This is a genomic window from Brevibacterium antiquum, assembly GCF_016107655.1.
Lineage (GTDB): Bacteria > Actinomycetota > Actinomycetes > Actinomycetales > Brevibacteriaceae > Brevibacterium > Brevibacterium antiquum.
In genome coordinates, this window is record NZ_JABASX010000011.1 from 156403 (window position 1) to 180538 (window position 24136).

The following is a 24136-nucleotide window of genomic DNA, read 5'->3' on the forward strand; positions in this document are numbered from 1 at the left end:
CTTCGGCGGAAGTTTCAGTTCTTGAGTCAATGCATTATTCACTGAGGTAACCACTCCTGGTCAATTGGGCGGTCACGAGGGCCATCTGCTCGTCATCTGCTGGGAGCAGCGGCATTCGCGTACCGCGGTTGTCAAGTATTCCTTGGGCCTGTAGTGCGGCCTTGGCCGAGATGACTCCCGGCATGTGGTTCATGAGCGCGTCGACCATGTCTGCCGTTTCATGGGCAATCGCGCGGGCGGTGGTGAGGTCGTTGTTCGCCACGGCGTCGACCATGTCAGCGAACCGCGGTGTGCAGACATGGCCCGCCACGGAGACGACACCGAGGGCACCGAGAGCCAGCAGCGGAAGGTTGAGCGCATCCTCACCCGAGTAGTAGACGAGCGAGCTGCGGTTCATCACCTGCGCCGAGGCGAAGAGGTCGCCCTTGGCGTCCTTGACCGCGAGGATGTTGGGGTGATCGGCTAACTCGAGGAGAGTCTCCGTCCGAATCGGCACGCCCGATCGTCCCGGGATGTCATAGAGCATGACGGGAAGGTCGGTGGAGTCGGCTGCTGCGCGCATGTGGGCGGCAATGGCCGGCTGTGTCGGCTTCGAATAGTAGGGCGTGACGATGAGGATTCCATCCGCGCCGGCTTCGGCCGAGCGCTTGGACAGATCGATGGTGTGCGAGGTGACGTTGTTGCCGGTACCCGCAATGATCTTCGCCCGGTTGCCGATGACACCGCGGACGACCTTGAGCAGTTCGATCTTCTCATCATCGGTCGTCGTCGGTGATTCGCCGGTGGTTCCGGACACCACGAGCATGTTGTTGCCGAGGTCGACAAGGTGGTTCGCAACCTTCTCCACGGCAGGATAATCAATGGTTCCGTCGTCCTTGAACGGCGTCACCATCGCCGTGCCGACCGTACCGAACGCATCAATTGCAGCGGCTGCTGCGCTGTCACCGAGAATCGCCATACGAAAAGGATACCGCGCACAGCTCATGACTGCGGCAGTGGCCATCCGCGCGCCACCAGTGCATTTCCCTATCGCCGTCTGTCACCCGTGGCCGCTGGCCGCTCGTCGGCGGCGGGCGAGGCATTCGGCTGGGACCGTACAAGGCAATGAGACCACGAGAGACAGATCACACCGACCGGGCTCTGACCCCTGTACTGACCCCTGCACCGGCTGCGGCGCTGCCAGCGGCAGCAGCGCCGACGTCAGCAGCGGCAGCAGCGCCGGCGGCCGCGTCATCGGCTGTGGCCCTGTCGTCGACGCCCAGCAGCCGTCCGGCGGTGAGCTCGAGGGATGCCGCGATCCGATCGGACGTCGCGGCACTGCGACCGGCGGCCACTCCGACATCGAAGCCGTCGATGACCGCGATGAGAGTGTCGACGATGAGATCCACATCGGCGTGCGGCCGGAAGCTCCCGTCGTCGATGCCGATGGCGATCAGTCCCCGGAAGTGGGCACTCCATGTGTCGAAGATCGCGTCGACCGAGTCTCGCAGGTACTCATTGCGCGGCGAGGCGGCGAGGAGTTCGATCCACACCTGCGAGCGCCGCTGCAGGTCACCGCTCCTCGGGACGGCCCGCAGACTCGACTGCAGCCTCTCCCACGCTGTCCCCTGCTCCTGTGTGAGACCCGCGATGGCGTCGACGACTGTGCTGCTGTGGGTCGAGAAGGCGTGGACGAGCAGGGACTCCCGGGACCCGAAGTAGTACTGCAGAGTACCCACGGACAGCTCCGCCGCCTCGGCGATGTCCTTCATCCGCACTGCTTCCGGACCGTGCTGGGCAATCTGGTCAAGGGCGGATTCGAGGATGGCGCTGCGCCTGGACGCGACCTCGGCCGCGGAGTGCTGAGGACGCGGGCTCACGAGAATGCCGATCTCACGATGCTCATGAGGCTGCAGCCAAACTGCTCGCGGCCTGCAGTCCTTCGAAGACCGCTTCCTCCACCGTCCGCGGTGCCACGGCATCCCCGATGGTGCGAACGCTCGCGGACCCGAAGTCGAGATCAGGGATCACGGACTGCGGTGCGCCGGAGACGATAGTCGCCGCCACGCCGTCGACCTCGTGGACGAGTTCGCACAGCGTCGACTGCAGGTAGCCGGTCGACGCATCGACTCCGACGAGGCGGGCGTCGTTGAGGAAGTCGACTCCAGCCCGCAGAGCCTGGGACACGAGCAGTGTGCGTGTGTACTGCTGGATCGCGGCTCCGGCGAAGTTCGCCGCCGTCGCCAGTGTCACCGGTACGCGTGCTTCGGCCAAGCGCAGGGCGATGCCCAGGCCGATCCAGTCGCCCTTCCAATCGGTGACGAGCACACGGCCTGCAGGCAGACTCGGCTGGGTGCTCAGATAGTCGCGGGCACCGACGACGACAGCCTCATCGTCGACCTCAAGTTGTGGCATCCGCTGCTTGGCACCCGTCGCGACGATCACGTGATCGGGGGCAACCTCGGCCAGCATCTGCTGGGTCACCGGCGTCGACGTTCGAATGTCGACTCCCGCGCGTCGTGCCTCGGCGCTCAGGTTCGTCGCCGCTCCCCCGAATTCGGACCGGTAGGGCAGCTCCTGAGCCAGCAGCACGGCCCCGCCGAGGTGGGGCTCGCGTTCACAGAGGACGACGTCATCACCCTGTTCAGCTGCCACCGCTGCCGCCTTGAGTCCGGCGGGGCCTCCCCCGATGACGAGCACACGACGTCGGGTCCTCACCCTGGGCCTGGGCAGGAACGTCAGCTCCCGACCCGACTCGGGGTACTGGATGCAGGAGATGGGCACGCCCATCTGGAAATGCCCGATGCAGGCCTGGTTGCAGCCGATGCAGGCTCGGATCTCGTCCACGGCGTCGTGCTGGGCCTTGTCGGCGATCGCCGGGTCGCAGATCATCGCCCGGGTCATGATCGCCATGTCGGTGCGGCCTTCGGCGATGGCCGTCTCCGCCTCGTGGGGCTGGTTGATCCGTCCGGCGACCATCACCGGTCGGTCGGTGATCTTCTTGACCTGTTCGGACAGGCTCGCGGCATAGGCCGGGTCGATCTGCATCGAGGGGACGATGTGCACCGCACCCTGCAGGGTCGAGGAGTCTCCGGCGGTGATCGAGAAGTAGTCGAGGCAGTCCATCTGCTCGCCGGAGCCTGGCCCATCCGCGACCGTCATCGCGTCGAGGTGGCCGATGAGCTCGAGAACCTCGGTGGCGACCAGACCGTCCTCGGTCTTCTCCTCTCCAGAGATCCTCAGGCCCACCACGACGTCTGGGCCCACCGCTTCGCGAACCCCGGCGACCACCTCGGCGAGGAAACGACGACGACTGGCCGGGCTGCCCCCGTATTCATCGGTGCGCGTGTTCACTCGCGGGTTGAAGAACTGAATGGGCAGGTACCCATGGCTGGCCACGATCTCGACGCCGTCGATGCCGGAGTCGGCGATGCGCTTCGCGGCGCTGGCATACCCGGCGATGATGTCCTTGATCGCGGAGGTGCTCAATGCCTCGGGGACGACCTTGAACCTCTCCTGCGGTTCGTCACTGGGAGCCACGGCGCGAGGGGCCATGCCGCGCTCGCCGTCCATGACCTCACGTCCCGGGTGGAAGAGCTGAGCGAAGATGGTGGCACCGTGACGGTGGACCGCCTCGGCGACGGTCCGGTATCCGGGCACCGAGGAATCGTCGGTGGCCATGAGCACATGGTTCGTGTAACGGGCGGTCTCGTGGACGCCTGAGACCTGGAGGACGATGAGACCGCAGCCGCCCCTGGCTCGCTCTTCGTGATAGGCGACAAGATCGTCGCCGATCATCCCGTGGTCATCGAGTACGGTGTCGTGGCCCGAGGACACGATGCGGTTGCGAATGGTCTTCGCGCCCAGCGTGATGGGTTCGAAGAGGTGAGGGAACAGTGAAGACATGATCGTCCTTGATGCATGCGGGGTGGGTCCTGACAGGTAATTCATATCATGGTATGAATAACTGTGGAAGGTCCAACTGCTCGGTGCAGAACACCCAAGTGCTCGACTCAGAACAACCGGATGGCCCCGACCATGTGAGAATCGAGGCATGAGCTCACACCGCTCCCCCACCTCGGCGACTGCTGGCAGCACAACGACTGATGACAGGACAACGGTCCGTGATCGCCTGAGCCCCGCCGGACGACTCATCGGCCTCGACGCCGCTCGCGGAATCGCCCTGTTCGCGATGATGGTCACGCACATCTTCGCCTTGTCCGATCCCGAGGGCCTCCCAACCTGGGCAGCCGTGTTTGCGGGGCGTGCCTCGGCACTGTTCGCGGTCCTGGCCGGCTGTTCGCTGGTGCTCTCGACGCGGTCGCGGATGGCAGCTTCGGGACGTCTGCGCGATGCCGTGCCCAGTGTGCTCATCCGGGCAGGAGCGATCGTCATCATCGGACTGTGCCTGGGGTCGATCTCGTCGCTGCTGGCTGTCATCCTCGTCAACTACGGGGTCATGTTCGCGATTGCGATGCTGTTTCTGCGCCTGCGCGCCAGCACACTCTTCGTCATCGCCGGTGCCTGGATGGTCCTCAGCCCTGTGCTCTCGATGCTCATCCGCAGCCAGTTCGGCCTGGAGCCGATGTATTCGTCGATGTCGTGGTTCGACTTCGCGAGCCCTGTGACCATGCTCCACGACCTGGTGCTCACCGGCTATTACCCGATTCTGCAGTGGCTGTCGTACATCTTGTTGGGGATGGCGGTCGCGAAGGTCGATATCGGCAGGCACCTCCTGTCCCTCTTCGCCGCCGGTCTGGGGCTGTTCCTCGTCGGCAAGGGAGTCTCCTGGCTGCTCATCAACGTCGCTGGAGGCGGTCCTGTGCTGGTTCGGGTGTCCGAGCTGCATGGGACCGATCTCAATGCGGCGCTGTTCACCGGCAGCTATGGGGTGACGCCGACGACGTCGTGGTGGTGGCTGGCGATCGCGGGCCCGCACTCAAGCACGCCCTTCGACCTGCTGTCCACGGCCGGAACCGCACTGACGACCATCGTCGTCTGTCAGTCGCTGGCGATGCTCCTGGGGCGCAGCACCTGGGTGCTGGCGCCGTTGACGGCTCCCGGCTCAATGCCCTTGAGCGTGTACTCCGCCCATGTCGTCCTGCTCGAGATCACTCGCCCCTGGATCGAGGCCAATCCGATGCTCGGCGGTGAGGCGATGTCACCGCAGACCGTCGAGTTCGGTCTGCATGCTCTCGTGTTCATCGGCTTCGCTCTGATGTGGAAGCTGGCGATCGGTGCCCATGGCCCGCTTGAGGGCGGAGTCGCGGCGATCATCCGATCCGCGTCGCCGGTTCCGGGGCCCGGGCCGGCTAGGAATTCTGCTTCACACCCGCCCGATGCATCGTGACGGCCTTGCGCATCGTTGATCTGGCGCGCTTGCGATCTCCGCACGCGTCGTAGGCACAGGAGAGGCGGAACCATGAGCGCCAGTCCTCGGGTGCCGCCTCTGCCTCGGCCTGGTACTGACCGAAGGCTTCGTCGGCGGATTCGCGGATGATCCTCCCGCCCGGAGTTCGCGGAAGATCATCGACGGGAAGCCCACCCTCTGATTTCAGGATGCGCGCCAACTTCTCGGTCCGGGCACCGAACATGAGTTCAACGATGAGCGTCCAGGCTCCGACGAGCGGCAGGACGAAGAGGGCGATGCCCATCAGTCGTGGAATCAGATCGGGTTCTCTGACCAGAATCCATGCTCGATGCCCCATAAGGACGAAGTAGAAGACGAGCACCACTGAGACGACGATCGCCCCGATTTTTCCTTTGGACATCAGAGGTCGAGCATATTCTCGAGGCCATGCAGAAGGCCGGTGTAGTCGGAGATCGACCGCACTGCGGTGACGATTCCCGGCATGAACGCCGAGGTGGAATGTGAGTCCGTCCGGATCGTCAGGGCCTCGCCGCTGGAACCGAAGTGGATCTCCTCCGAGGCTGTCATGCCCTGCTGTCGGATCGCGTGCACGTGGATGCCGTCGACGACTGCGCCGCGAGCACCGTTGGGATCGATTTCGGTGGCGTCGGGTACCGGAGGCAGGCCGGCATCGTTCCGGGCTGCCGCGATTCGCTGCGCGGTGTGGTTAGCCGTTCCCGACGGAGCGTCGAGCTTGCGTGGGTGGTGGATCTCGACCACCTCGGCGGAGTCGAAGTACGGTGCGGCCAGCTCAGCGAAGCGCATGGCCAGGACCGCACCGATCGAGAAGTTCGGGGCGATGAGCACAGCGGTCTCCGCATGCTTGGCCAGGAGCTCTGCGAGACCGGACAGCTTCTCAGCGTCCCAGCCGGTCGTTCCGACCACGGTGTCGATGTCGTGCTCGACGAGGAAGCGCACGTTGGCCTCCGTCGAGGCGGGAACCGTGAGTTCAACCGCAACGTCGACGCTCTTCTCGAGCAGACTCTCCAGGGAGTCGCTGCTGCCCAGGCTCGCAACGAGTTCGAGGCCCTCAGCCTCGGTGATGGCGTCGACAGCTTGGGCGCCCATGCGGCCCTGTGCTCCGATGACGGCTACCCGAATCGCATTCATAAGTTCGTAACTCCTTGCTCGACGATCTCCGCAGGCCAGTCTAACGACTCACGGCACTGCCACCGTCATCAGGTGATGTGGTCGAGGAAGCACGGATCGGCAGTCTGCGCCGCTGGGGCCGCGGATCTCCGGCCAGTCGAGCACATTCTTCTGTATCGAACCGGACCCCGCCGTAAAGCAGTCGTTCACGTTGCCGACCTTCGACGATGAAACCGGCGCTCTTCGCGACCGCTGCCGATGCCGGGTTGTTCACGCGGAAGCCCAGTTCAAGTCGATAGACGCCAAGTCCATCGTGGAGGTGGTCGACGAAACTGCGCAGGCCGGCCGCGGCCAGGCCCCGACCCCGGACGTCTGGGTCGAGCCAATAGGAGATCCAAGCGGTCGAATTCCGCCGATCGACGGCTGTCGCCATCACATTGCCGACCGGCGTCTGGTTCCCGTCCACGATTGCGTCGGCCGCCGGCGTCCCCTCGTCCTCGGCACTGCGGATCCTATCGAGCCATGCCTGCGCACCTGCTGGTGAGCGGTCGTCAGGCCAGTCCCCGGACATGAAAACGGCGGCCCCGCCGCGATGGGTCGGAGCCGCCGTTTCAGGGTCTGTACAGCTATCAGCCGAGCAGGAGGCCCTTGGTCTGAGCCACGGCGCGGTCGAAGCGTGCGCCTGCATCTGCCCAGTTCACGATGTTCCACCAGGCCTTGACGTAGTCAGGCTTGACGTTCTGGTAGTCGAGGTAGAAGGCGTGCTCCCACATATCGAGCTGGAGAACCGGGGTTCCGCCGAGCTGGATGTCCGACTGCTGGTCCTTGAGCTGTTCGATGAAGAGGTTTCCACCGAGCTGATCGTAGACGAGCACGGCCCAGCCGGAGCCCTGAATCGTGGTGGCTGCCGTGGTGAAGTGCTCACGGAACTTGTCGAAGGAACCGAACTGGTCGTCGATGGCTGCTGCGAGTTCGCCGACGGGCTTGTCGCCACCGTCTGGAGACATGTTGTTCCAGAAGATCGAGTGGTTGACGTGTCCGCCGAGGTTGAACGCGAGGTCGCGGGTCAGCTTCGGCACGTTGGCGAGGTTGCCGCTTTCGCGGGCTTCAGCCAGCTGCTCAACGGCGGTGTTGGCGCCCTTGACGTAGGTTGCGTGGTGCTTGTCGTGGTGCAGCTCCATGATGCGAGCCGAGATGTGCGGCTCAAGTGCGGAGTAGTCGTAGGGCAGTTCCGGAAGGACGTACTGCTCAGCCATGAAATTCCTCCTGAAGAGAATTGATGTCCGCCAGGTCGGCGGCTTCATTTCGACCCTATAGCAGGGTCTCATCTCGAACAACACGGTAATCGTGAGGACTATTCCAGATGACGCCAAGTGACCTCGGAAAAGATCGCGGCACCGCACGAATGCATCCACACGCCATACGAATGCATCCACACGAAATCATCCACAGTGTCAGGGCAGATTCCGTGAGATGAGCAGCCGCATGATGTCTGAGGTGCCTTCCTCGATCTCCTCGAGTTTCGCATCCCGCATCCACTGCTCAACCGGATGCTCTCGCGAATAGCCCCACCCGCCCAGGGTCTGGACTCCGGCCCAGGTGCAGAACATCGCCGTCTCCGAGGCGCCCAGTTTGGCCATGGCCGCCGAGGCGGTGACCTTCTCCCGCGGCACGCCGTCACCGGCATCGATCATCCGGGCCGCGTTGAGGACCTGCAGCCAGGCGGCATCGATGCGTGCCGACATGTCTGCCAGCCGGAAGGCCACGGACTGATGTTCGATGATCGTTTTTCCGAACTGTGTGCGCTCACGCGCGTAGTCGCGGGCGTATTCGTAGGCTGCTCTGGCTGTGCCCAGTGCCGCGGCACCGAGGACCACACGGGAGATGTCGAAGGTGCGCATCAGCCCGTAGAAGCCCTGCCCCTCCTCGCCGAGGCGGTTGTGGGTCGGCACGAACGCGTCGGAGAAGAAGATCTCCCGGCACACGATCGCCCGCTGGCCCATCTTCTTCATCGGGGCCCCGAACTCCATGCCCTCGGTTTCCCTGGGCAGGAGGAAGGCGGTGACCCCACGTGAGCGCTGCGCGGGATCAGTCTTGGCGAAGACCACATAGCCCTCGGCGAGTCCGGCGTTCGAGATCCAGACCTTCTGCCCGTTGAGCAGGTAACCGCCGTCAACAGCCTCTGCCCTGGTGGTGATCGAGGCGGAGTCGGATCCAGAGCCCGGTTCGGTCGTCGCCAGAGCGGTGAAGACCGGTTCCGGCCCGGTCAGAGGGCGCAGCCAGGTCTCTTTCTGCTCTTCGGTACCCAGCGCCAGGATCGGATCGGCGAAGAAGCCGTTGGAGCACAGAAGGTTCCCGATGCCGGGGTCCCCGAAGCACAGCTGCTCTTGGACGAGGCATTGGGTGAAGACGTCGGTGAAGCCTCCGCCCCCGTACTCCTCGGGGATCATGAAGTCGGTGATGCCCACGCGTGCCGCCTCGCGGAACAGCTCCACCGGGGACTCGGTGTCCGCTTCGTCGACGCCGGGGCCTGCGGGTCGGATCTTGTCCTTGGCGAAGGTGGCGCACAATTCGATGATGTCGTTCTGCTCATCACTCAGCGGCCAGGGTGTATAGCTCATGTCAGGTCCTTCTTCTCGTGCGAACTCTGTGTCGACTCATGCGAACTCTGTGTCTGCCGGACCGCACCCAGCATGTCCGTGGCCGCGCGGGAATCCTCGGTGATGTGGATGAGGGTGGGTCCGGCGAAGTCCTCGGCCTGCTGCAGTGCCGTCGCCAGCTGCTCCTGGGTCTCGACGTGGAGACCGCGAGCGCCCATCGACTGAGCCAAGGCCGGGAAGTCGGGGCCCAGCAGAGCCACTCCCGCAGGGGTATCGCCGCGATCGGCCATCTCGTTGCGGATCTCCCCGTACCCGCCGTTGTCGACGATGATGAGTGACAGTGATACTCGCGCCTGCACTGCCGCAGCGAGTTCGGCGATCGTGAACATCGCTCCCCCGTCGCCCTCGATCGCCACGACCCTGGCTCCGGGCACGGCGAGTTTCGCACCGATTCCCGCGGGCAGGCCGTATCCCAGGGTTCCGGCGCCTGCCGGGTAGAGGAAGCGGTCACCTCGGCGTGCCATCCATCCGGTCTGCACACCGTAGTAGCAGCACATCGTGGAATCCGCGGCGACGATGACAGGTGAGGCCGCCGAGGTGGTGTAGTCGTTGAGCCCGCCGCACAGCTGTGCCCAGGGTGCTCCTTCATCCTTGGCTGCGGCCGTGATCGTGTCCTGCCAGCCGCGCAGCCACTCGACTGCTGCCTGTGAGCGGCTGGTCGACCTGGTCTGGTGCAGCTGGTGCGTCAATGCGATCGTCGCGTCCGTGGCATCGGCTGGGATGGGGTGGGTGACGCGGGCGTTGCGCAGCATCTGCACCTCGTCGAGGTCGATGCGCACAACCGTGTGCGGCAGCGGCATCGGTTCGGGCCAGAAATCGCTGGGAGCCAGTTCAGTGCCGATGGCCACCACAGCATCGGCAGCACTGAGCACCTCCGGCAGAACTTCGAGGACACCGATGGCGCCGAGGTTGTTCTCGAACTCATCGTCGATCGTGCCCTTCGCGTTCGAGGACAGGATGACCCCGGCCCCGAGCACCCGGGAAAGCTCTTCGATCTCGACTCCGGCGCTGCGGGCCCCGGCCCCGACGACGAGGAGGGGACGCTGGGAGTCTGCCAGCGCCTCGGCGGCGGAATTGACTGCTGAGGGCTCGGGGCTCGGATGGGGACGGGCCACCGCAGGATGGGCCCAGCCGGGACCAGCGGCCTCGATGAGGTCGAGTGGGATCTCGATGTAGGCGGGGCGAGCGCGCCCGGTGCGCATGCGCGACAGGGCCTGTCCGACTGCTAGGGACACCTCACCGGGGCTTGTCACCCGATGGCTGTCACCGAGGACTGCTTCGATCGCCTGGCTCTGGTTGCGCACCTCGTGGAGGAGTCCGTTGCCACGTCCGGGGTGGGCCAGCGGCATACCGGGGCTGATGAGCAGGACCGGGACCGAATCGGTGAAGGACTGCAGCAGTGCGGTCAGCGCATTGAACACCGCCGGTCCCGTCGTTGTGACGACGACCTGCACCTCGCCGGTGACGCGGGCCGCGCCGTCGGCCATGTATCCGGCTCCCTGTTCATGGCGCGGTGAGACGATGTCGATGCCCTCGGCGGCCAGCTGTGCGAAGATCTCGAGATTGTGGGTCCCGGGGATCCCGTAGACTCGCGTGATTCTCTCGGCTCTCAGTGCCCGGGCCAGGTGCGCACCGCCGGTGATCTCTGCCTGTTCCTCTGTCATCGTGACTCCTTGTCGGGAATGTCGGTGCTGCCGGCGTTATGATTGCCGCTGTCGTAGTCGGTGCTGCTGTCGTCATCGGTACTGCCATCGTCTTCCTCGTCTCGGTTGGTCACGACGAGCGCATCGACGGCGAGCGCTCCATCGGGGGTGACGCGCACCGGGTTGATCTCGACCTCTTGGATCTCGTTGCTGCCAGCGATCAGACGGGAGACCGAGACGATGATCTCGGCCAGTTCGTCAAGGTCCGCCGGACGCCGTCCACGCCACCCGGTGAGCAGCCGATAGCATGTCAGCCGCGACACCATCTCAAGTGCTTCCGCATGCGTCACTGGTGCCAGCTCGAGCCAAGTGTCGCCGTAGAGTTCGGTCTCGGTTCCTCCGGCTCCCACCATCACGATGGGCCCGAAGTTCTCGTCCTGTCGGCCACCGACGAGGATTTCGACGGCCTCACCGCGGGTGTCCATCTCCTCGACGATGTACTCGCCCTCGCCGAGGCGGGCCACCATCTCCGTATAGGCGTGTTCGAGGGCTGTGGCATCGCTGAGGCCCAGCGCGATCGCCCCGAGTTCCGTTTTGTGTGCGGGCCAACCGGCTTTGAGCACGAACGGCGGAGTCAGGTCCGAACCGGCCATCGTCTCGGCGAGTTCGGTTCCGCGCCTCACGGTCAGAGCCTGCGGCACCGGCACCCCAGCTGCCGAGATCGTGTCCCGCGCCGCCGTGTAGCCGGTCCCCCAGGGGGTGACCGGACCCGAGCGTTCCAGAGCTTCGGTGATGCGCCCGGCGTGTGAGGCGTAGAAGCTTGCTCCGGCGACAACGCGCATGACCGATTCGATCGAGGTGTAGGCGGGTATCGAGTTCTCCCACAGTGCGGCGACGGCGGGCGAATCGGCGCTCATCGAGTGGACGATGAGCGGCTTGCGGTGCGAGCGTACGGTTTCGCCCAGCTGCCCCACCTCGGCCAGTTCTGCCTCGAGGAGAGCGGGGATGTCCTCGCCGTAGCAGCCGAAGTATCCGCTGAGGATGACTGAGTCGATCGACTCATCGGCGAGGAGCTCAGCGACGAGACGCGAGTGCACCGACAGGTCGGCTTCCCCCGCCCCGTCGAGGTCGATCGGGTTGTCGATGTGCCCGGCCTGCGGGAGATGGGCTTCGACGCGGGCTCGGGTGGCGGCGTCGAGGACGTTGACGCGCAGTCCGTGGGATTCGGCTCGGTCTGCCGCGATCGCGCCCTGTCCGCCGGAGTCGGAGATGATGGCGATCCGCTTCCCTGCGGGCAGCCACGAGGTGGCGAGGAAACCGGCGAGTTCGACCGCCTCACCGGGTGTAGAGAGTCGGATCGCACCGGCGGCGCGGCAGGCGGCATCGACCGTGTCCATCGCCGAGGTGAGTGATCCGGTGTGCGATTTCGCGAGCCTGGCGCCGGCGTCCGATTGGCCCGTGGTGAGGATCATCGTGGGTTTTCCGGCCGCGCGCAGTGCCTGCATGGCCGAGACCAGGGCACTGCCGCCGGTGAAGGATTCGAGGTAGAGAACGACCTGTGTGGTGTCGGCATCGTCGACGAGGGTGTTCAAGATCTCTGCTGCCCGGACGTCGGACTGTCCGCCGATGGAGGCGAAACGTGAGATTCCGAGTCCGCTGCGCGCTGAGAGGGTGGCGATCTCCGTTCCCAATTGACCGCTCTGCGTCACCACGGCCAGCGAGCCTGGGGTGAAGTTCCCCCAGGCCAGAAGGAGGTCGTTGCCCGAATCGACGACGCCCAAGGATGAGGGCCCGATGAGACGTGCGCCCGCAGACACGATGCGCTCTGCCAGGTCGGCGGCGCCGGGAACCCTGGACGAGATAATGAGGAAGGCCGTCACGCCAGCGGCAAGCGCCTCGCCCACCACGGCCGGAACCCCCGTGCCTGGGATCGATATGACCAGAAGTTCCGGGGTCTCCGGCAGGTCAGCGAAACTCGCGAACGTGGGCTCGGACTGGATGGAGGCGACTCGGGAATTGATGAGGTAGACCCGACGCCTGCCGGTGCCTTGCAGCGCACCTGCTGAGAGCCAGAACCCCCATTTCGCCGGGTCGTTCGAGGCTCCGAGGATGGCGACGCTGCCGGGGTCGAAGAACCGGTTCATGGTTCTAGCGATCTGCCATCGCGTCGGTCGACTGCTCAGTGGCCCCGGGTTCGGAGCCTAAGACCCTGGGCCCAGACGCGGACCGGAGCACCTCGAGGTTCGCGTCGACCCTCGCCTGCGCTGCCTGCCTGGGGGTGATGTGCTGCCGGCCGGCCTCGCCCAGCACTTGTGTCGTGAGTTCGCGCAGAGTCTTCGTCACGATCGACCTGCTGGTCTCCCAGCTGCCATCGACATCACCGAACGTCACCCACCACCACCATGCATTCGTTGCAGAGTTCGCCAGGAAGTCGGGAACGACTGTGACACCGCGAGCCTGCAGACGGTCTTCGGCCTCAGGCAGGACGGGCATGTTCGCCGCCTCGACGATGAGCCCGGCGGTGATGGTCTCGCAGTTCTCAGGCGTGATCGCGTAGCTGACAGCGGCGGGGACCAGCACATCACAGTCGGCGGCCAGCCAGTCTCCACGGTCACCGTCGACGTCCTCGGGCCGCAGTGCGGCCCGGTCGATGCCGCCGAAGGGATCCCGTGTCGCCAGCAGGGCCTCGACGTCGAGGCCGGCCGAGTTGGACACGAACCCATCTGCATCGGCGATTCCGACGATGCTCACCCCCGCCTCGGCGAGGAACCGGGCGGTTGCCCCGCCCATCGATCCGAATCCTTGGATCACTGCGCTCGCAGCTGCAGGGTCTTGCCCGTTGGCTTCGAGAGCGGCGATCACCGAGCTGGCCACTCCGAGTCCGCCGACGAGTTCGTCCTGTCCCACACCGTCGACAATCGTGGAGAAAGCCGTCGCGGCTCGCGCTGTGGCGGCTTGCGGGTCTGTGAGCAGTTTCTCGACGGCTGCCAGCCCGCTTCCGAGCTCACGTTGTGCGAGGATGTCGTCGATATCGCTCTGGCGCACGCCCAGGTCCTCGCCGAGGGCCCAATAGGCGCACATGATCGGGTTCACGTCGACGAGGAAGCGTTCGAGGATGTCTCTGGCTCCGGGGGCACGTGGGTCGAAGTCGATGCCGCCCTTCGCACCACCGACGGGAATGTAGTGCCGGCCCGGCCGCAGATGGATCGCCTCCTTGCGCGTCATCCCCTGAGCCAGGCCCCGCACCTCCTCGAGAGTGCACCCCTGACGCATTCTCAGTCCGCCCGAGGCTGTTCCCCTCACCAGCGTGTCGATGACGACGAATCCGTGTGCTCCGGTGATCGGATCCTGCCAGGTGATGTCCATGAACATGTCGCTCCCAAGGGTTTTACTGAATCGCTGTTCAGTTAGCTTCAGACCACCAGTCTGACCGTCGGAGGACTCCCGCGTCAAGAGCGACTGGGCAAGAATTTCGGGTTCATTCCAATTCGCGTGCGACGAAGGCATCGACCCAGCTGGACAGGGTCTCAGGCGACACAGATTCGGGGTTGAAAATGAGTTGGACTGCGAGCCCGTCGAGGTACGCGAGGATCCTCGTGGCGCAGTCATCGGCCATCTCTGAAACGGTGGTGCCGGTGGGCCCGTTCGCCGACGCTTCAGTGACTTCTCGAGCGTGGCTGAATCGGAATTCCTGCACCTCGAGTCCAGCGACGATGAGCTCGGACAGTATTGTCTTCCACTCTCGGTCGAGGATGGAAAACGTCGACTTCACCCCATCGTCGAAGAGTCCGGCAGACCACCCGTCGATCCAGATCTTCCAGCTCCTCGTCGAGCCTGTCGGCATGTACCACTGGACGACGTCTCTGAGCCGCTGCGCTGCCGGCTTCCGTGTCGCGGCGAGTCGACGCGCGCGATAGAGGTCGTTCTCCCCGGCATGTGCGAAGGCTGCGGCGACGAGTGCCTCCTTCGTCACGAAGTGGTAGATGACTAGGCTCGGGCTCAGCCCCAGCCGTGCGGCGACATCGGCGACTCGGAGGGTGCGCAGGCCGGTGCTCTCGATCTCCTCCACGGTCGCAGCCAGGATCTCCTCCCGACGCACCGATGCGCTCTTTCGCGACATGAATCTCTCCCCCCACACAGACAGAAATGGCTATACAACAAGAATCTTGTTGTACAGCCATTCTAGATGCTCATGGTTCGGGGCCTGCGGGCATCGCCTCAGGCTGGCGTCATCTCAACCTCAGCGCAGGACGACGTCGGCCTGTGGTCCCACGAGCGACAGCGACTTCGGGCGACTCATGAGGTCTCCTGCCATCGTCGACACCTGCTCAGCCGTGACCGACCGGACGCGTTCGATGAGGTCGAGCGGAGATTCGAGTGGGATTCCGAAGATCTCCGAGCGGGCCAGTCGATTCATCCGTGCGGCCGAGGATTCGAGTCCGAGGACCATCGAACCCGAGAGCTGGGAGACGATCGCGTCCAGCTCGGTGCGACTTGGCACCTCCTGCGCCAGACGATCCCATTCGGCCAGTGCCAGGTCGACGACGGCCTGCCCGTTCTCCGGTGTGCAGCCGGCGTAGATGCCGAACGTTCCGAAGTCGGTGAACTGGCTCGCCATGCAGTTAACGGCGTAGGCGAGACCGCGTTGTTCGCGCACGCTCTGGAAGAGTCGGGAGGACATTCCTCCGCCGAGCATCGTCAGCAGCACCGAATAGACGAAGCGATCCGGATGGCCCTCTTCCAGACCCTCGCAGCCGAGCAGGATTCCCAGCTGTTCGGTGTCTTTGACCGTGTGTGAGCGACCCGAACGGAACGTCGGCACCTCACGTGCGCTGCGGTCGGGCACCCGGCCTGCTGTCGCGGCGGGGCTGTCCCAGGTGTGTGAGCCGGCCTGTGAGCCGACACCGGCCTGAGCCAATGCGTCATCGACCATGCCCAGGACTTCGTCGTGGGTGGCACCGCCGGCGGCGGCGATGACCAGGCGCGGGGGCACATAGGTCGTCGAGTGGTGTTCGAGGAGTGTGTGATGGCCCAGCACGCGGATCTGGTCCTTCGTCGCGCCGACCGGACGTGCCAATGGGTGGTCGCCGAAGATGAGCTCGTCGAAGTCATCGAAGAGGACGTCGCCGGGATCGTCGGCGGACATCGCCAGCTCTTCGATGATGACGCCGCGTTCGCGCTCGAACTCCTCGGCGTCCAGGTTCGAGTTCGAGACCATGTCGACGAGCAGCGAGGTGATGTCCGACAGGTCCGTGACCAGGCAGCGCGAGTAGTAGCAGGTGAGTTCCTTGGCCGTGATGGCGTTGGAGTCTCCCCCGGTCCGGTCGAAGGCTGCCGCGATCGTCTTCGCGTCCTTCGTCGACGTTCCCTTGAAGAGCATGTGTTCGAGGAAATGGGTCGATCCGGCGGTCTCGGTCGATTCGTCACGCGAACCTGCCGCGACCCAGATGCCGATGGTCTCCGACGCCAGTCCGGGCATGTGTTCGGTGGTCACTGTCAAACCACCGGGGAGGACAGACCGATCGACTCGGCTGCCCTCCCCGGTGTGAGAATCTCCCCGTATCAGTTCTCTGATTCCTCTTCTGCTTCATCGTCATCGTCGCTGACAGGCGAGAGTGACAGCTTGCCGCGGTCATCGATCTTCGTGATCTCGACCTGGACCTTCTGGCCGACTCCCACGACGTCTTCGACGTCCTCGACGCGCTTGCCATCGTTGAGCTTACGCAGCTCGGAGATGTGCAGCAGGCCGTCCTTGCCCGGTGTCAGGGAGACGAATGCGCCGAAGCTCATCGTCTTCACCACGGTTCCGAGGTAGCGTTCGCCGACCTCGGGCACCTGCGGGTTGGCGATGGCGTTGATCATCGAGCGGGCGGCCTCTGCGGCTGCTCCGTCGGCGGCACCGATGAGGACGGTTCCGTCGTCTTCGATGCTGATGTCGGCGCCGGTGTCTTCCTGCATCTGGTTGATCATCTTGCCCTTGGGTCCGATGACCTCGCCGATCTTGTCGACCGGGATGTTCACCGAGATGATGCGCGGAGCAGTCGGAGCCATCTCTGCCGGAGCGTCGATAGCCTCGGCGATGACGTCGAGGATGACCATGCGGGCTTCCTGCGCCTGCTTGAGGGCGGCACCGAGCACCGAGGCGGGAAGGCCGTCGAGCTTGGTGTCGAGCTGGATCGCAGTGATGAAGTCACGCGTACCGGCAACCTTGAAGTCCATGTCGCCGAAGGCGTCTTCGGCACCGAGGATGTCGGTCAGTGCCGCGTATGCGGTCTGGTCACCGGTGTCGGTGGAGATGACGTCGGAGACGAGTCCCATGGCGATGCCTGCGACGGGAGCCTGCAGCGGCACACCAGCCGAGAGCATGGCCAGAGTCGATGCGCAGACCGAACCCATCGAGGTCGAACCGTTGGATCCGAGTGCCTCTGATACTTCGCGGATGGCGTAGGGGAAGTCCTCGCGCTTGGGCAGAACCGGCACGAGTGCACGTTCAGCCAGTGCACCGTGTCCGATCTCGCGGCGCTTCGGGCTGCCAACACGACCGGTTTCTCCGACCGAGTAGGGCGGGAAGTTGTAGTGGTGCATGTAGCGCTTCGTCGTCACAGGCGACAGAGAGTCGATGTGCTGCTCGAGCTTGAGCATGTTCAGCGTGGTGACACCGAGTATCTGGGTCTCTCCGCGCTCGAAGATGGCCGAGCCGTGAGCACGTGGGATCACGTTGGTCTCGGCGGTCAGCGGACGGATGTCCTTGAGACCGCGACCGTCGATGCGGATCTGCTCGGTGAGGATGCGCTTGCGCACAACCTGCTTCGTCAGAGCGTTGAGGGCCCCGGCGATTTCCTTCTCGCGACCGGCGAAGCGTTCGCCGAGCTTGTCGAAGAGCTCAGACAGCAGAACTTCGCCTGCTGCTTCGCGTTCCTGCTTGTCAGCGATCTGGAAGTTCTCGGTCTGCTTGGCTTCGGCGAGTTCGCGCACAGCCTCGAAGACGTCGTCCTGGTAGTCCTTGAAGACAGGGAATTCGACGGTGGGCTTGGCTGCACTGTCCGCCAGCTCCTGCTGCGCACGGCAGAGTTCGCTGATGAAGGGCTTCGCGGCTTCGAGTCCCTCGGCCACGACCTCTTCTGTCGGTGCGGTGGCACCGGTCTTGATGCGGTCGATGGCGTTGTCGGTGGCTTCTGCCTCGACCATCATGATCGCAACGTCGTCACCGACGACACGGCCGGCGACGACCATGTTGAAGACGGCGTCGTCGAGCTGCGAGTGGTTCGGGAAGGCAACCCACTGGCCGTCGATGAGTGCGATGCGCACGCCGCCGATGGGGCCGGAGAAGGGCAGTCCGGAGAGCTGAGTCGACATCGAGGCCGCGTTGATGGCCAGTGCATCGTAGATGTGGTCGGGGTGGATCGACATCACTGTGACGACGACCTGAACCTCGTTGCGCAGTCCCTTCACGAAGGAGGGGCGCAGAGGGCGGTCGATGAGGCGGCAGGTGAGGACCGCGTCGGTCGAGGGGCGTCCTTCACGGCGGAAGAACGAACCGGGGATGCGACCCGCGGCGTACATGCGCTCTTCGACGTCGACGGTCAGAGGGAAGAAGTCGAAGCCCTCACGGGGGTTCTTGCCCGCCGAGGTGGCCGAGAACAGCATGGTTTCGTCGTCGAGGTAGGCGACGGCAGAACCGGCGGCCTGCTGTGCAAGCCGTCCTGTTTCGAAACGGATGGTGTGTGAACCATAGCTGCCATTGTCAATGTGCGCTACGGCGGATTCAGGGTTGAGTCCCACGTAATCTCCTTGTTTGTAACCGGTACGCGGACACCTTCGAAGAATGAAGGCGAAAAAAGCCCGCGTCGATCCGGTGGATATTGGCTCGGACAACCCCATGGATCCAAGCCGGTCATCGATCGGGGCCCACGGAATCAGCATGCGCATGCGTGCTCTTCCGGAAGCCACTACCGAGGACCGAAACGTCCATGGCATGGTTGTCCACGTTGAAGTCTACCGCAGTTGCCCCTGTGAGCCATTGCCTCGCATTCCACCCGGGCATGCCATGGGCAGTCTCCGGGCATGCCACGGGCAGTCGAGCTGCCGGGAAAGACGAAGAAGCGCCCTGCCTGATGCAGGACGCTTCGTTTCGTCTGAGGTGTCTCGTTCGAGTCTGTGTCAGTTCGTCCGAGTCACACTCAATGTCATGGGGCTGGTCTCAGCGACGCAGGCCCAGGCGCTTGATGAGCGAACGGTAGCGCTCGATCTCGACGCGCTGCAAGTACTTGAGCATCCGACGGCGCTGGCCGACGAGGAGCAGCAGGCCACGACGTGAGTGGTGGTCGTGCTTGTGATCCTTGAAGTGTTCGGTGAGCTCGGTGATCCGGCGGGTCAGCAGCGCAACCTGAACCTCGGGAGAACCGGTGTCGCCCTCGTGAGTTGCATATTCCTTGATGACTTCTTGCTTTTCAGCAGTACTGAGAGCCATGGACTTCTCCTTTTGATCGTTGCGCGGCGCCGAAACCTGTCAGTCTCAGCACTATCGAACCGCGGCCGGTGAAAACGGCAAGGTTCAGTTTATCAGGTGTGGAGCACCTCGCGCACATCGGCAATGTCCTCGTGCATCTTCACGACGAGCTCGTCCATGCCGGTGAACGTCACCTGCCCACGGATGCGTGAGACGAACTCGAGGGTCATGTGCCTGCCGTAGACATCGAATTCGCCGAACTCCTTATCGAGGACATGCGCCTCGACCCGTCGGACGCTGCCTTCGAACGTGGGGTTGGTGCCCACCGAGATGGCTGCGGGGTATGTCTGATCCTCTTCGGAGAATGTCGCCCACCCGGCATAGACACCATCGGAGGGAATGAGGCCTGCGACATCTTCGGACAGGTTCGCGGTCGGGAATCCGAGATCGCGACCGCGGGCGTCGCCGTGGACGACGGACCCTTCGACCCGGTGGTAACGACCCAACTGATCAGCAGCCTCGGCGACATCTCCGCCGACGATCTGATCCCGGATCCGCGAGGAGGAGTACCGTCCTCCGCGTCCGACCTCTTCGATCGTCTCAGTCCGGAATCCGTATTTCTCTCCGAGGTGGCGCAGGGTCTCGATGGTGCCTTCGTTGTCCTTGCCGAAGCGCACATCATCACCGACGACGACGATCTCACAGCGCAGGGCCTCAACGAAGTAGGTGCGCACAAACTCCTCGGCGCTCTGGGCCGCGAAGTCGAGGTCGTAGTGCTGGACGAACAGGGCGTCGATGCCGGTGTCCCCGATGAAATCGGCCTTCTGCTCGGTGCTCGTGATCATCAGCGTCGGCTCATCAGGGCGGTGGACTGTGCGCGGGTGCGGGTCGAAGGTCATGGCCACGGAGCGCAGTGACCGCTCGCTGGCCAGTGCCGCTACGGCGCGGAGAACAGTCTGGTGACCGCGGTGGACCCCATCGAAGTTGCCCAGGGTCACGACGGTGCCGACATCGTCGGTCCCGACCTCATTCAGTCCGTGATAAAGCTCCACTCGACGCTTGCTCCTTCCGTGCACCGACTCAGGTTATCGCAGAGATGTTCTCACGTGCTAACCCACGCACGCCTCAGGAGATGACGGCCCAGCCGATCACGCCGACCAGGGATGCGATTGCGATGGAGAGGAACGTTCCGATGATGAATCGCTCGCCCGCGGCCGCCGAGGATTTGATCTCCGCGAAGCGCCCGAGCCCTTTGACTGCGACGACGACGGCCATGAGTTCGGGCCTCCCCAGCACAATGGCTCCGGCGATGAGTGCGCGCTCGACGATGCCGATCCACATTCCGCCGCGCAGGACTTCGATGTCCTCGCTGCCGGTACGCCGAGGTTTCGAGCCGGGCCCGTCGTGGGTCATACGCAGGAACAGCGGAACGAGCAGATAGCCACCCGCTGCGGACACGATCGCCGCAATAGCAGCGATGAGTACGTCAAACCACATGGTCACCTGCCTGAGAGCCGCTGTCCCCGGTCTCTCCTGCATGGGCCAGGTGGAAGGTCGACAGTGCGCAGGCACCTTCGATGAGTTCCACACCGCCCGGGGAGAGCACCCTGGACACAGCCTGTTGGGAGACGTCGAAGTGCTCAGCGATGTCGTGCTGGGTGGAGTCGGGATGGTCGAGCCTGCGGTCGATGTAGCGCCGAGACTGAGACCGGATGTTCTCGAACGTCCAGACCACCAGGCGCAGAGCGCTTTCAGCCAGGCTCGAGTGCGCCGTCTCCGGGTCGACGACAAGATGAGCGGGTGCACCCTTTGCCGCCTCGACCGCGCGCCTGGCCGCGTAGAAGGCCTCTCCCCTGCCCTCGGCGGTGGAAGCCGGCAATGGGGTGTCGACCGGGCCGATGCCGATTCCGATATGCCACCCGGTCCGTGCGGCCAGCAGACGGACGGCCAGAGTCACCTGTTCGGGTGAGTCGAGAACACCCTGCACCTCATCGCCGATCGTGCGCTCGAAGCCCCGCTGGGTCTCAACGCGGGCCAGAATGTCGAGCAGCCCGGGCACCTCATCGGTGCGCTCACGAGATCCTCGCTGGTCGATGGTCATGACGTACATGACTCAAGTACACCAAAGTCCACCACGATAGACAACCGTTTCAGTTGTATCTATCGAATACAAGCGATGACGTTGTGTTGCCCGCAGTAACGTTGTGCTGCCCGTGGTGTCGTTGTGCCCTCAGGCGAGGTCGATGGCGAAGGCCGTCTGGGATTTCAGCACTCCCCCGGCTCGCACCTCGGCGATCGAGACGAGCTCCTCGCCGACGATCACGGCCACCTCATCACCCTGATCCGGGCTTCGATCGGTGTCGATCGTCTTGCCCTGCATCAGGGCCTTGGCGTCCGCGGAATCGACGTGCACGGTCGGAAGCAGGGTCCGGGCCACCTCGGCGAGAGAGGTCAGAGTGGGTGCGTCGGTGTCGAGATCATCGGGGATCGTCACCGCTTCGTCGAGGCTGAAGGCGCCCACTCGAGTGCGCCGCAGAGCGGTGAGATGACCATGGACGCCGAGGCTGCTGCCGAGATCTCGCGCCAGTGCACGAACATAGGTCCCCGACGAGCAGTCGACCTCGACGTCGACATCGATGTGGCCCTGCGCAACGGAGTACCGGGTGGCGAGGATGGTGAAGTCTGAGATCTCGACTCGGCGCGCCTTGAGCTCAACGTCTTCACCGGCACGGACACGGGCGTAGGAGCGTTGGCCGTTGACCTTGATCGCGGAGACCGCGCTGGGAACCTGGTCGATGGAGCCCCTCAAAGCTGAGACGCCTTGGGCGATCCCATCATCAGTGACTGCCGACAGTGCCGCAGGTTCGGCGAAGAGGTCTGGCTCGGAGTCCGCGTCATCGGTCGGCGTGGCCGAGCCGAGACGGATCGTGGCCAGATAGGTCTTGGACACACCGGTGATGTAGCCCAGGAGTTTGGTTCCGCGCCCCAGCCCGAGAACGAGTACGCCGGTGGCCATCGGGTCGAGGGTGCCGGCGTGTCCGACCTTGCGGGTGCCGTACCAGCGCCGAATCCGGGAGACGACGCCGTGGGAAGTCAGGCCTTGGGGCTTGTCGCAGACAAGGACACCCTGTGGGGAAGTATCACTCACGTGTCAGGTTCGATCAGTTGAACGAGGCGTGCACGTGGTCGAAGTGGTTGTCCGTGGGTGAACCACGGTCTTCCATGCTGCTCCAACCGCTGCCTGGGTTCCAGATGCGCTGCTTCCAGATCACGTACTTGACGTTGAGTGCTCCGGAGTTCTGGATCAGGTACTCGGCGATGCGGTCGCCGGTGGCGCCGGTGATCATGATGTCGACAGCCTCGCCGGTGTAGTGGTCCGAGGTGCCGGAGCCCGGCCGAACGCCACCGTAGGTCTTGACTTCGGGGAACTTCGCACACACGGCGCGGTAGCCGTTGACGGCATTGGGCTGGAGTCCGGATTCGATCGAGGACGAGACCGAGCACGGTTCGTTCGAGATGCCCTCTGGAGTGTCTCCACCCTCAGATGACTTCTCATCCGAATCGGTGGCTTTCTCCTCAGTTGACTTCGCACCGCCGGACTCCGTCTCAGCCTTCTCCGTCGTCGGGGACGGCTTGGGCTTGGGAGTCTTGACGTCGAGTGTCGTCTTCGAGGTCTTGTTCTTGTACTTGGGATCGTCCTTGACGTCCTTGAGGTACTCTTCGCCGGCCTTCTCGCGCTGGGCGTCGATCTCATCCTGGCTGACGGCCGAGGGGCTCGACTTCGCCTCCTGCGCTGAGGTGTCAGCAGCCTCGGTCGTGACATTGCCGGCTTCGGGCGGGCTCATGACGACGGTGGAGCCGACGACGGCAGCGGTGGCTGCGGCCGGAACCGCGATCGCGGCAACGACGGGACGCTGCCGGACAGTTGCCAGCACGGAGGTGGCGGTCGACGGTGCGTCCGAGGAGTGCCGACCGGCCGAGCGCTTGCTGGCCTTGCCTGCCTTGCCGGCGGGAGTCAGATCCCGGACCAGCTGCTTGGCGAAGCCAGGCTTTGGCGAAGAGTGCTTACCCAATGCAGAAATCCCTTAACAGAGTCGTAATCATTTCGTTACCAGAAAAAGTCTAAACTAGAAGTGAAAGATTACAAAACTGTTACGTGAAGTTTTTCGCGAGAGTGACAGAGATCGCGATTGCTCGCACGAGGCCCGCTGCACTCAACCGAGAGGACACAGCCGGAGCACTGTCGCATCGGTGCTTCGTTACAGCGCTGTGACCAGTCAGCCTTCTTCGTCGGTCTTCTTGTAGGGATCTTCGTCTCCCGCGGGCTTCGCGTCCTTGGCCAGTCCGGCCACCCGAGCGTCATCCGCTGCGGCCTTGGCGAGAAGACCGTCCAGGTGAGCGGCGGCCTCCGGCACGGCGTCGGCAATGAATTCGAGGCTGGGAGTCAGCCGGATCGTCAGGCCCTTGCCGACCTCTGATCGGATGAAGCCCTTCGCGGACTCCAGTGCTTTGCCTGTGGCCTCGAGATCCTGCCCGTCGCCGAAGACAGTGTAGAAGATCGAGGCGTGCTGCAGATCTCCGGTCACGCGCACATCGGTGACCGTGACGAAACCGAGACGGGGATCCTTGAGTCTGCGTTCGATCGTGCTGGCGACGATGACCTTGATCTGGTCGGCGATCTTACGCGCCCGAGTTGCATCTGCCATGGTGACTTCCTTCTTCGTCTGAACTGTGACAGTGACTGAGTTCGGTTGGAACTGCCACTTGAGTATCTGTCTGTGTCTAAGTCTGTGTGTCTGTGTGTCTGGGGAGAGCTCCCCCGGCACATTCTCTCATCGCCGGGGACGTCAGTGCGGAACAGGGCAGAGGCCTGCGAACCGCAGACCGGGTCCTGCCCGGGAAGTGT

The 24136-nt window shown here is 64.2% G+C and carries 22 protein-coding genes; 1 reads left to right on the forward strand and 21 read right to left on the reverse strand.

Annotated elements, in window-relative coordinates; genetic code table 11:
* Nucleotides 1–34: 34 nt before the first annotated feature.
* The 3 genes from dapA to JFC13_RS17270 all read right to left on the reverse strand — a co-directional run bounded on the left by dapA (nucleotide 35) and on the right by JFC13_RS17270 (nucleotide 3885).
* The gene (gene dapA, locus JFC13_RS17260; protein WP_198398283.1) at nucleotides 35–958 is read right to left on the reverse strand and encodes a 4-hydroxy-tetrahydrodipicolinate synthase; all 924 of its coding nucleotides are present in this window, start codon (nucleotides 956–958) and stop codon (nucleotides 35–37) included.
* Nucleotides 959–1124: 166 nt separating this feature from the next.
* Nucleotides 1125–1859, reverse strand: a complete 735-nt coding sequence (locus JFC13_RS17265; RefSeq protein ID WP_198398284.1) for a TetR/AcrR family transcriptional regulator — start codon at nucleotides 1857–1859, stop codon at nucleotides 1125–1127.
* A 22-nt stretch (nucleotides 1860–1881) separates the two neighbouring features.
* Nucleotides 1882–3885, reverse strand: coding sequence for an NADH:flavin oxidoreductase (locus tag JFC13_RS17270; RefSeq protein ID WP_198398285.1), 2004 nt, complete (start codon nucleotides 3883–3885; stop codon nucleotides 1882–1884).
* A gap of 148 nt (nucleotides 3886–4033) precedes the next feature.
* Here JFC13_RS17270 and JFC13_RS17275 point away from each other — a divergent pair, with 148 nt between their 5' ends.
* The gene (locus JFC13_RS17275) at nucleotides 4034–5329 is read left to right on the forward strand and encodes a heparan-alpha-glucosaminide N-acetyltransferase domain-containing protein (protein WP_198398286.1); all 1296 of its coding nucleotides are present in this window, start codon (nucleotides 4034–4036) and stop codon (nucleotides 5327–5329) included.
* Here JFC13_RS17275 and JFC13_RS17280 read toward each other — a convergent pair.
* The 18 genes from JFC13_RS17280 to rbfA all read right to left on the reverse strand — a co-directional run bounded on the left by JFC13_RS17280 (nucleotide 5292) and on the right by rbfA (nucleotide 23936).
* On the reverse strand, nucleotides 5292–5750 hold the full coding sequence (locus tag JFC13_RS17280) for a tetratricopeptide repeat protein (protein ID WP_198398287.1): 459 nt from the start codon (nucleotides 5748–5750) through the stop codon (nucleotides 5292–5294). The genes JFC13_RS17275 and JFC13_RS17280 overlap by 38 nt on opposite strands.
* Nucleotides 5750–6499, reverse strand: coding sequence for a 4-hydroxy-tetrahydrodipicolinate reductase (gene dapB, locus JFC13_RS17285; RefSeq protein ID WP_198398288.1), 750 nt, complete (start codon nucleotides 6497–6499; stop codon nucleotides 5750–5752). Before dapB ends, JFC13_RS17280 begins: the two co-directional genes overlap by 1 nt.
* A 40-nt stretch (nucleotides 6500–6539) precedes the next feature.
* Complete coding sequence (locus JFC13_RS17290; RefSeq protein ID WP_198398289.1) at nucleotides 6540–7049, reverse strand: GNAT family N-acetyltransferase; 510 nt, start codon at nucleotides 7047–7049, stop codon at nucleotides 6540–6542.
* Between the two features lie 58 nt (nucleotides 7050–7107).
* Nucleotides 7108–7734: a superoxide dismutase gene (locus tag JFC13_RS17295; protein WP_092107348.1), complete on the reverse strand. Its 627-nt coding sequence runs from the start codon at nucleotides 7732–7734 to the stop codon at nucleotides 7108–7110.
* Between the two features lie 198 nt (nucleotides 7735–7932).
* Nucleotides 7933–9099, reverse strand: a complete 1167-nt coding sequence (locus JFC13_RS17300) for an acyl-CoA dehydrogenase family protein (protein ID WP_198398290.1) — start codon at nucleotides 9097–9099, stop codon at nucleotides 7933–7935.
* Nucleotides 9096–10802, reverse strand: coding sequence for a thiamine pyrophosphate-binding protein (locus JFC13_RS17305; protein ID WP_198398291.1), 1707 nt, complete (start codon nucleotides 10800–10802; stop codon nucleotides 9096–9098). Before JFC13_RS17305 ends, JFC13_RS17300 begins: the two co-directional genes overlap by 4 nt.
* Nucleotides 10799–12925, reverse strand: coding sequence for an acetate--CoA ligase family protein (locus tag JFC13_RS17310; protein WP_198398292.1), 2127 nt, complete (start codon nucleotides 12923–12925; stop codon nucleotides 10799–10801). The genes JFC13_RS17305 and JFC13_RS17310 overlap by 4 nt, the downstream gene beginning before the upstream one ends.
* Before the next feature lie 4 nt (nucleotides 12926–12929).
* Nucleotides 12930–14153, reverse strand: a complete 1224-nt coding sequence (locus tag JFC13_RS17315) for a Glu/Leu/Phe/Val dehydrogenase dimerization domain-containing protein (protein WP_198398293.1) — start codon at nucleotides 14151–14153, stop codon at nucleotides 12930–12932.
* Nucleotides 14154–14259: 106 nt separating this feature from the next.
* The gene (locus JFC13_RS17320) at nucleotides 14260–14901 is read right to left on the reverse strand and encodes a TetR family transcriptional regulator C-terminal domain-containing protein (RefSeq protein WP_232488734.1); all 642 of its coding nucleotides are present in this window, start codon (nucleotides 14899–14901) and stop codon (nucleotides 14260–14262) included.
* 120 nt (nucleotides 14902–15021) lie between these two features.
* Complete coding sequence (locus tag JFC13_RS17325) at nucleotides 15022–16275, reverse strand: M16 family metallopeptidase (RefSeq protein WP_332839457.1); 1254 nt, start codon at nucleotides 16273–16275, stop codon at nucleotides 15022–15024.
* Between the two features lie 68 nt (nucleotides 16276–16343).
* The gene (locus tag JFC13_RS17330) at nucleotides 16344–18563 is read right to left on the reverse strand and encodes a polyribonucleotide nucleotidyltransferase (protein WP_198398294.1); all 2220 of its coding nucleotides are present in this window, start codon (nucleotides 18561–18563) and stop codon (nucleotides 16344–16346) included.
* Nucleotides 18564–18981: 418 nt separating this feature from the next.
* Nucleotides 18982–19251 carry a 30S ribosomal protein S15 gene (gene rpsO / locus JFC13_RS17335; RefSeq protein WP_009882989.1) on the reverse strand — a complete coding sequence of 90 codons (270 nt, stop codon included), beginning with the start codon at nucleotides 19249–19251 and terminating at the stop codon, nucleotides 18982–18984.
* A gap of 92 nt (nucleotides 19252–19343) precedes the next feature.
* Nucleotides 19344–20282 carry a bifunctional riboflavin kinase/FAD synthetase gene (locus JFC13_RS17340; protein ID WP_198398295.1) on the reverse strand — a complete coding sequence of 313 codons (939 nt, stop codon included), beginning with the start codon at nucleotides 20280–20282 and terminating at the stop codon, nucleotides 19344–19346.
* Between the two features lie 73 nt (nucleotides 20283–20355).
* The gene (locus JFC13_RS17345) at nucleotides 20356–20727 is read right to left on the reverse strand and encodes a hypothetical protein (protein WP_198398296.1); all 372 of its coding nucleotides are present in this window, start codon (nucleotides 20725–20727) and stop codon (nucleotides 20356–20358) included.
* Complete coding sequence (locus JFC13_RS17350; RefSeq protein WP_198398297.1) at nucleotides 20717–21340, reverse strand: hypothetical protein; 624 nt, start codon at nucleotides 21338–21340, stop codon at nucleotides 20717–20719. The genes JFC13_RS17345 and JFC13_RS17350 overlap by 11 nt, the downstream gene beginning before the upstream one ends.
* Nucleotides 21341–21460: 120 nt before the next feature.
* On the reverse strand, nucleotides 21461–22378 hold the full coding sequence (truB, locus tag JFC13_RS17355; protein ID WP_198398298.1) for a tRNA pseudouridine(55) synthase TruB: 918 nt from the start codon (nucleotides 22376–22378) through the stop codon (nucleotides 21461–21463).
* A gap of 13 nt (nucleotides 22379–22391) precedes the next feature.
* Nucleotides 22392–23303: a ligand-binding protein SH3 gene (locus tag JFC13_RS17360; protein WP_198398299.1), complete on the reverse strand. Its 912-nt coding sequence runs from the start codon at nucleotides 23301–23303 to the stop codon at nucleotides 22392–22394.
* Between the two features lie 204 nt (nucleotides 23304–23507).
* A complete protein-coding gene (rbfA, locus tag JFC13_RS17365) occupies nucleotides 23508–23936 on the reverse strand; it encodes a 30S ribosome-binding factor RbfA (protein ID WP_009882995.1) in 429 nt (142 codons plus the stop codon).
* Nucleotides 23937–24136 lie beyond the last annotated feature (200 nt).

Coding starts and splice junctions, on each gene's coding strand:
- dapA (WP_198398283.1), bottom strand. CDS start 958: ATGGCGATTCTCGGTGACAGCGCAGCAGCCGCTGCAATTGATGCGTTC.
- JFC13_RS17270 (WP_198398285.1), bottom strand. CDS start 3,885: ATGTCTTCACTGTTCCCTCACCTCTTCGAACCCATCACGCTGGGCGCG.
- JFC13_RS17275 (WP_198398286.1), top strand. CDS start 4,034: ATGAGCTCACACCGCTCCCCCACCTCGGCGACTGCTGGCAGCACAACG.
- JFC13_RS17280 (WP_198398287.1), bottom strand. CDS start 5,750: ATGTCCAAAGGAAAAATCGGGGCGATCGTCGTCTCAGTGGTGCTCGTC.
- dapB (WP_198398288.1), bottom strand. CDS start 6,499: ATGAATGCGATTCGGGTAGCCGTCATCGGAGCACAGGGCCGCATGGGC.
- JFC13_RS17290 (WP_198398289.1), bottom strand. CDS start 7,049: ATGTCCGGGGACTGGCCTGACGACCGCTCACCAGCAGGTGCGCAGGCA.
- JFC13_RS17295 (WP_092107348.1), bottom strand. CDS start 7,734: ATGGCTGAGCAGTACGTCCTTCCGGAACTGCCCTACGACTACTCCGCA.
- JFC13_RS17300 (WP_198398290.1), bottom strand. CDS start 9,099: ATGAGCTATACACCCTGGCCGCTGAGTGATGAGCAGAACGACATCATC.
- JFC13_RS17305 (WP_198398291.1), bottom strand. CDS start 10,802: ATGACAGAGGAACAGGCAGAGATCACCGGCGGTGCGCACCTGGCCCGG.
- JFC13_RS17310 (WP_198398292.1), bottom strand. CDS start 12,925: ATGAACCGGTTCTTCGACCCCGGCAGCGTCGCCATCCTCGGAGCCTCG.
- JFC13_RS17315 (WP_198398293.1), bottom strand. CDS start 14,153: ATGTTCATGGACATCACCTGGCAGGATCCGATCACCGGAGCACACGGA.
- JFC13_RS17320 (WP_232488734.1), bottom strand. CDS start 14,901: ATGTCGCGAAAGAGCGCATCGGTGCGTCGGGAGGAGATCCTGGCTGCG.
- rpsO (WP_009882989.1), bottom strand. CDS start 19,251: ATGGCTCTCAGTACTGCTGAAAAGCAAGAAGTCATCAAGGAATATGCA.
- JFC13_RS17345 (WP_198398296.1), bottom strand. CDS start 20,727: ATGTGGTTTGACGTACTCATCGCTGCTATTGCGGCGATCGTGTCCGCA.
- JFC13_RS17350 (WP_198398297.1), bottom strand. CDS start 21,340: ATGTACGTCATGACCATCGACCAGCGAGGATCTCGTGAGCGCACCGAT.
- rbfA (WP_009882995.1), bottom strand. CDS start 23,936: ATGGCAGATGCAACTCGGGCGCGTAAGATCGCCGACCAGATCAAGGTC.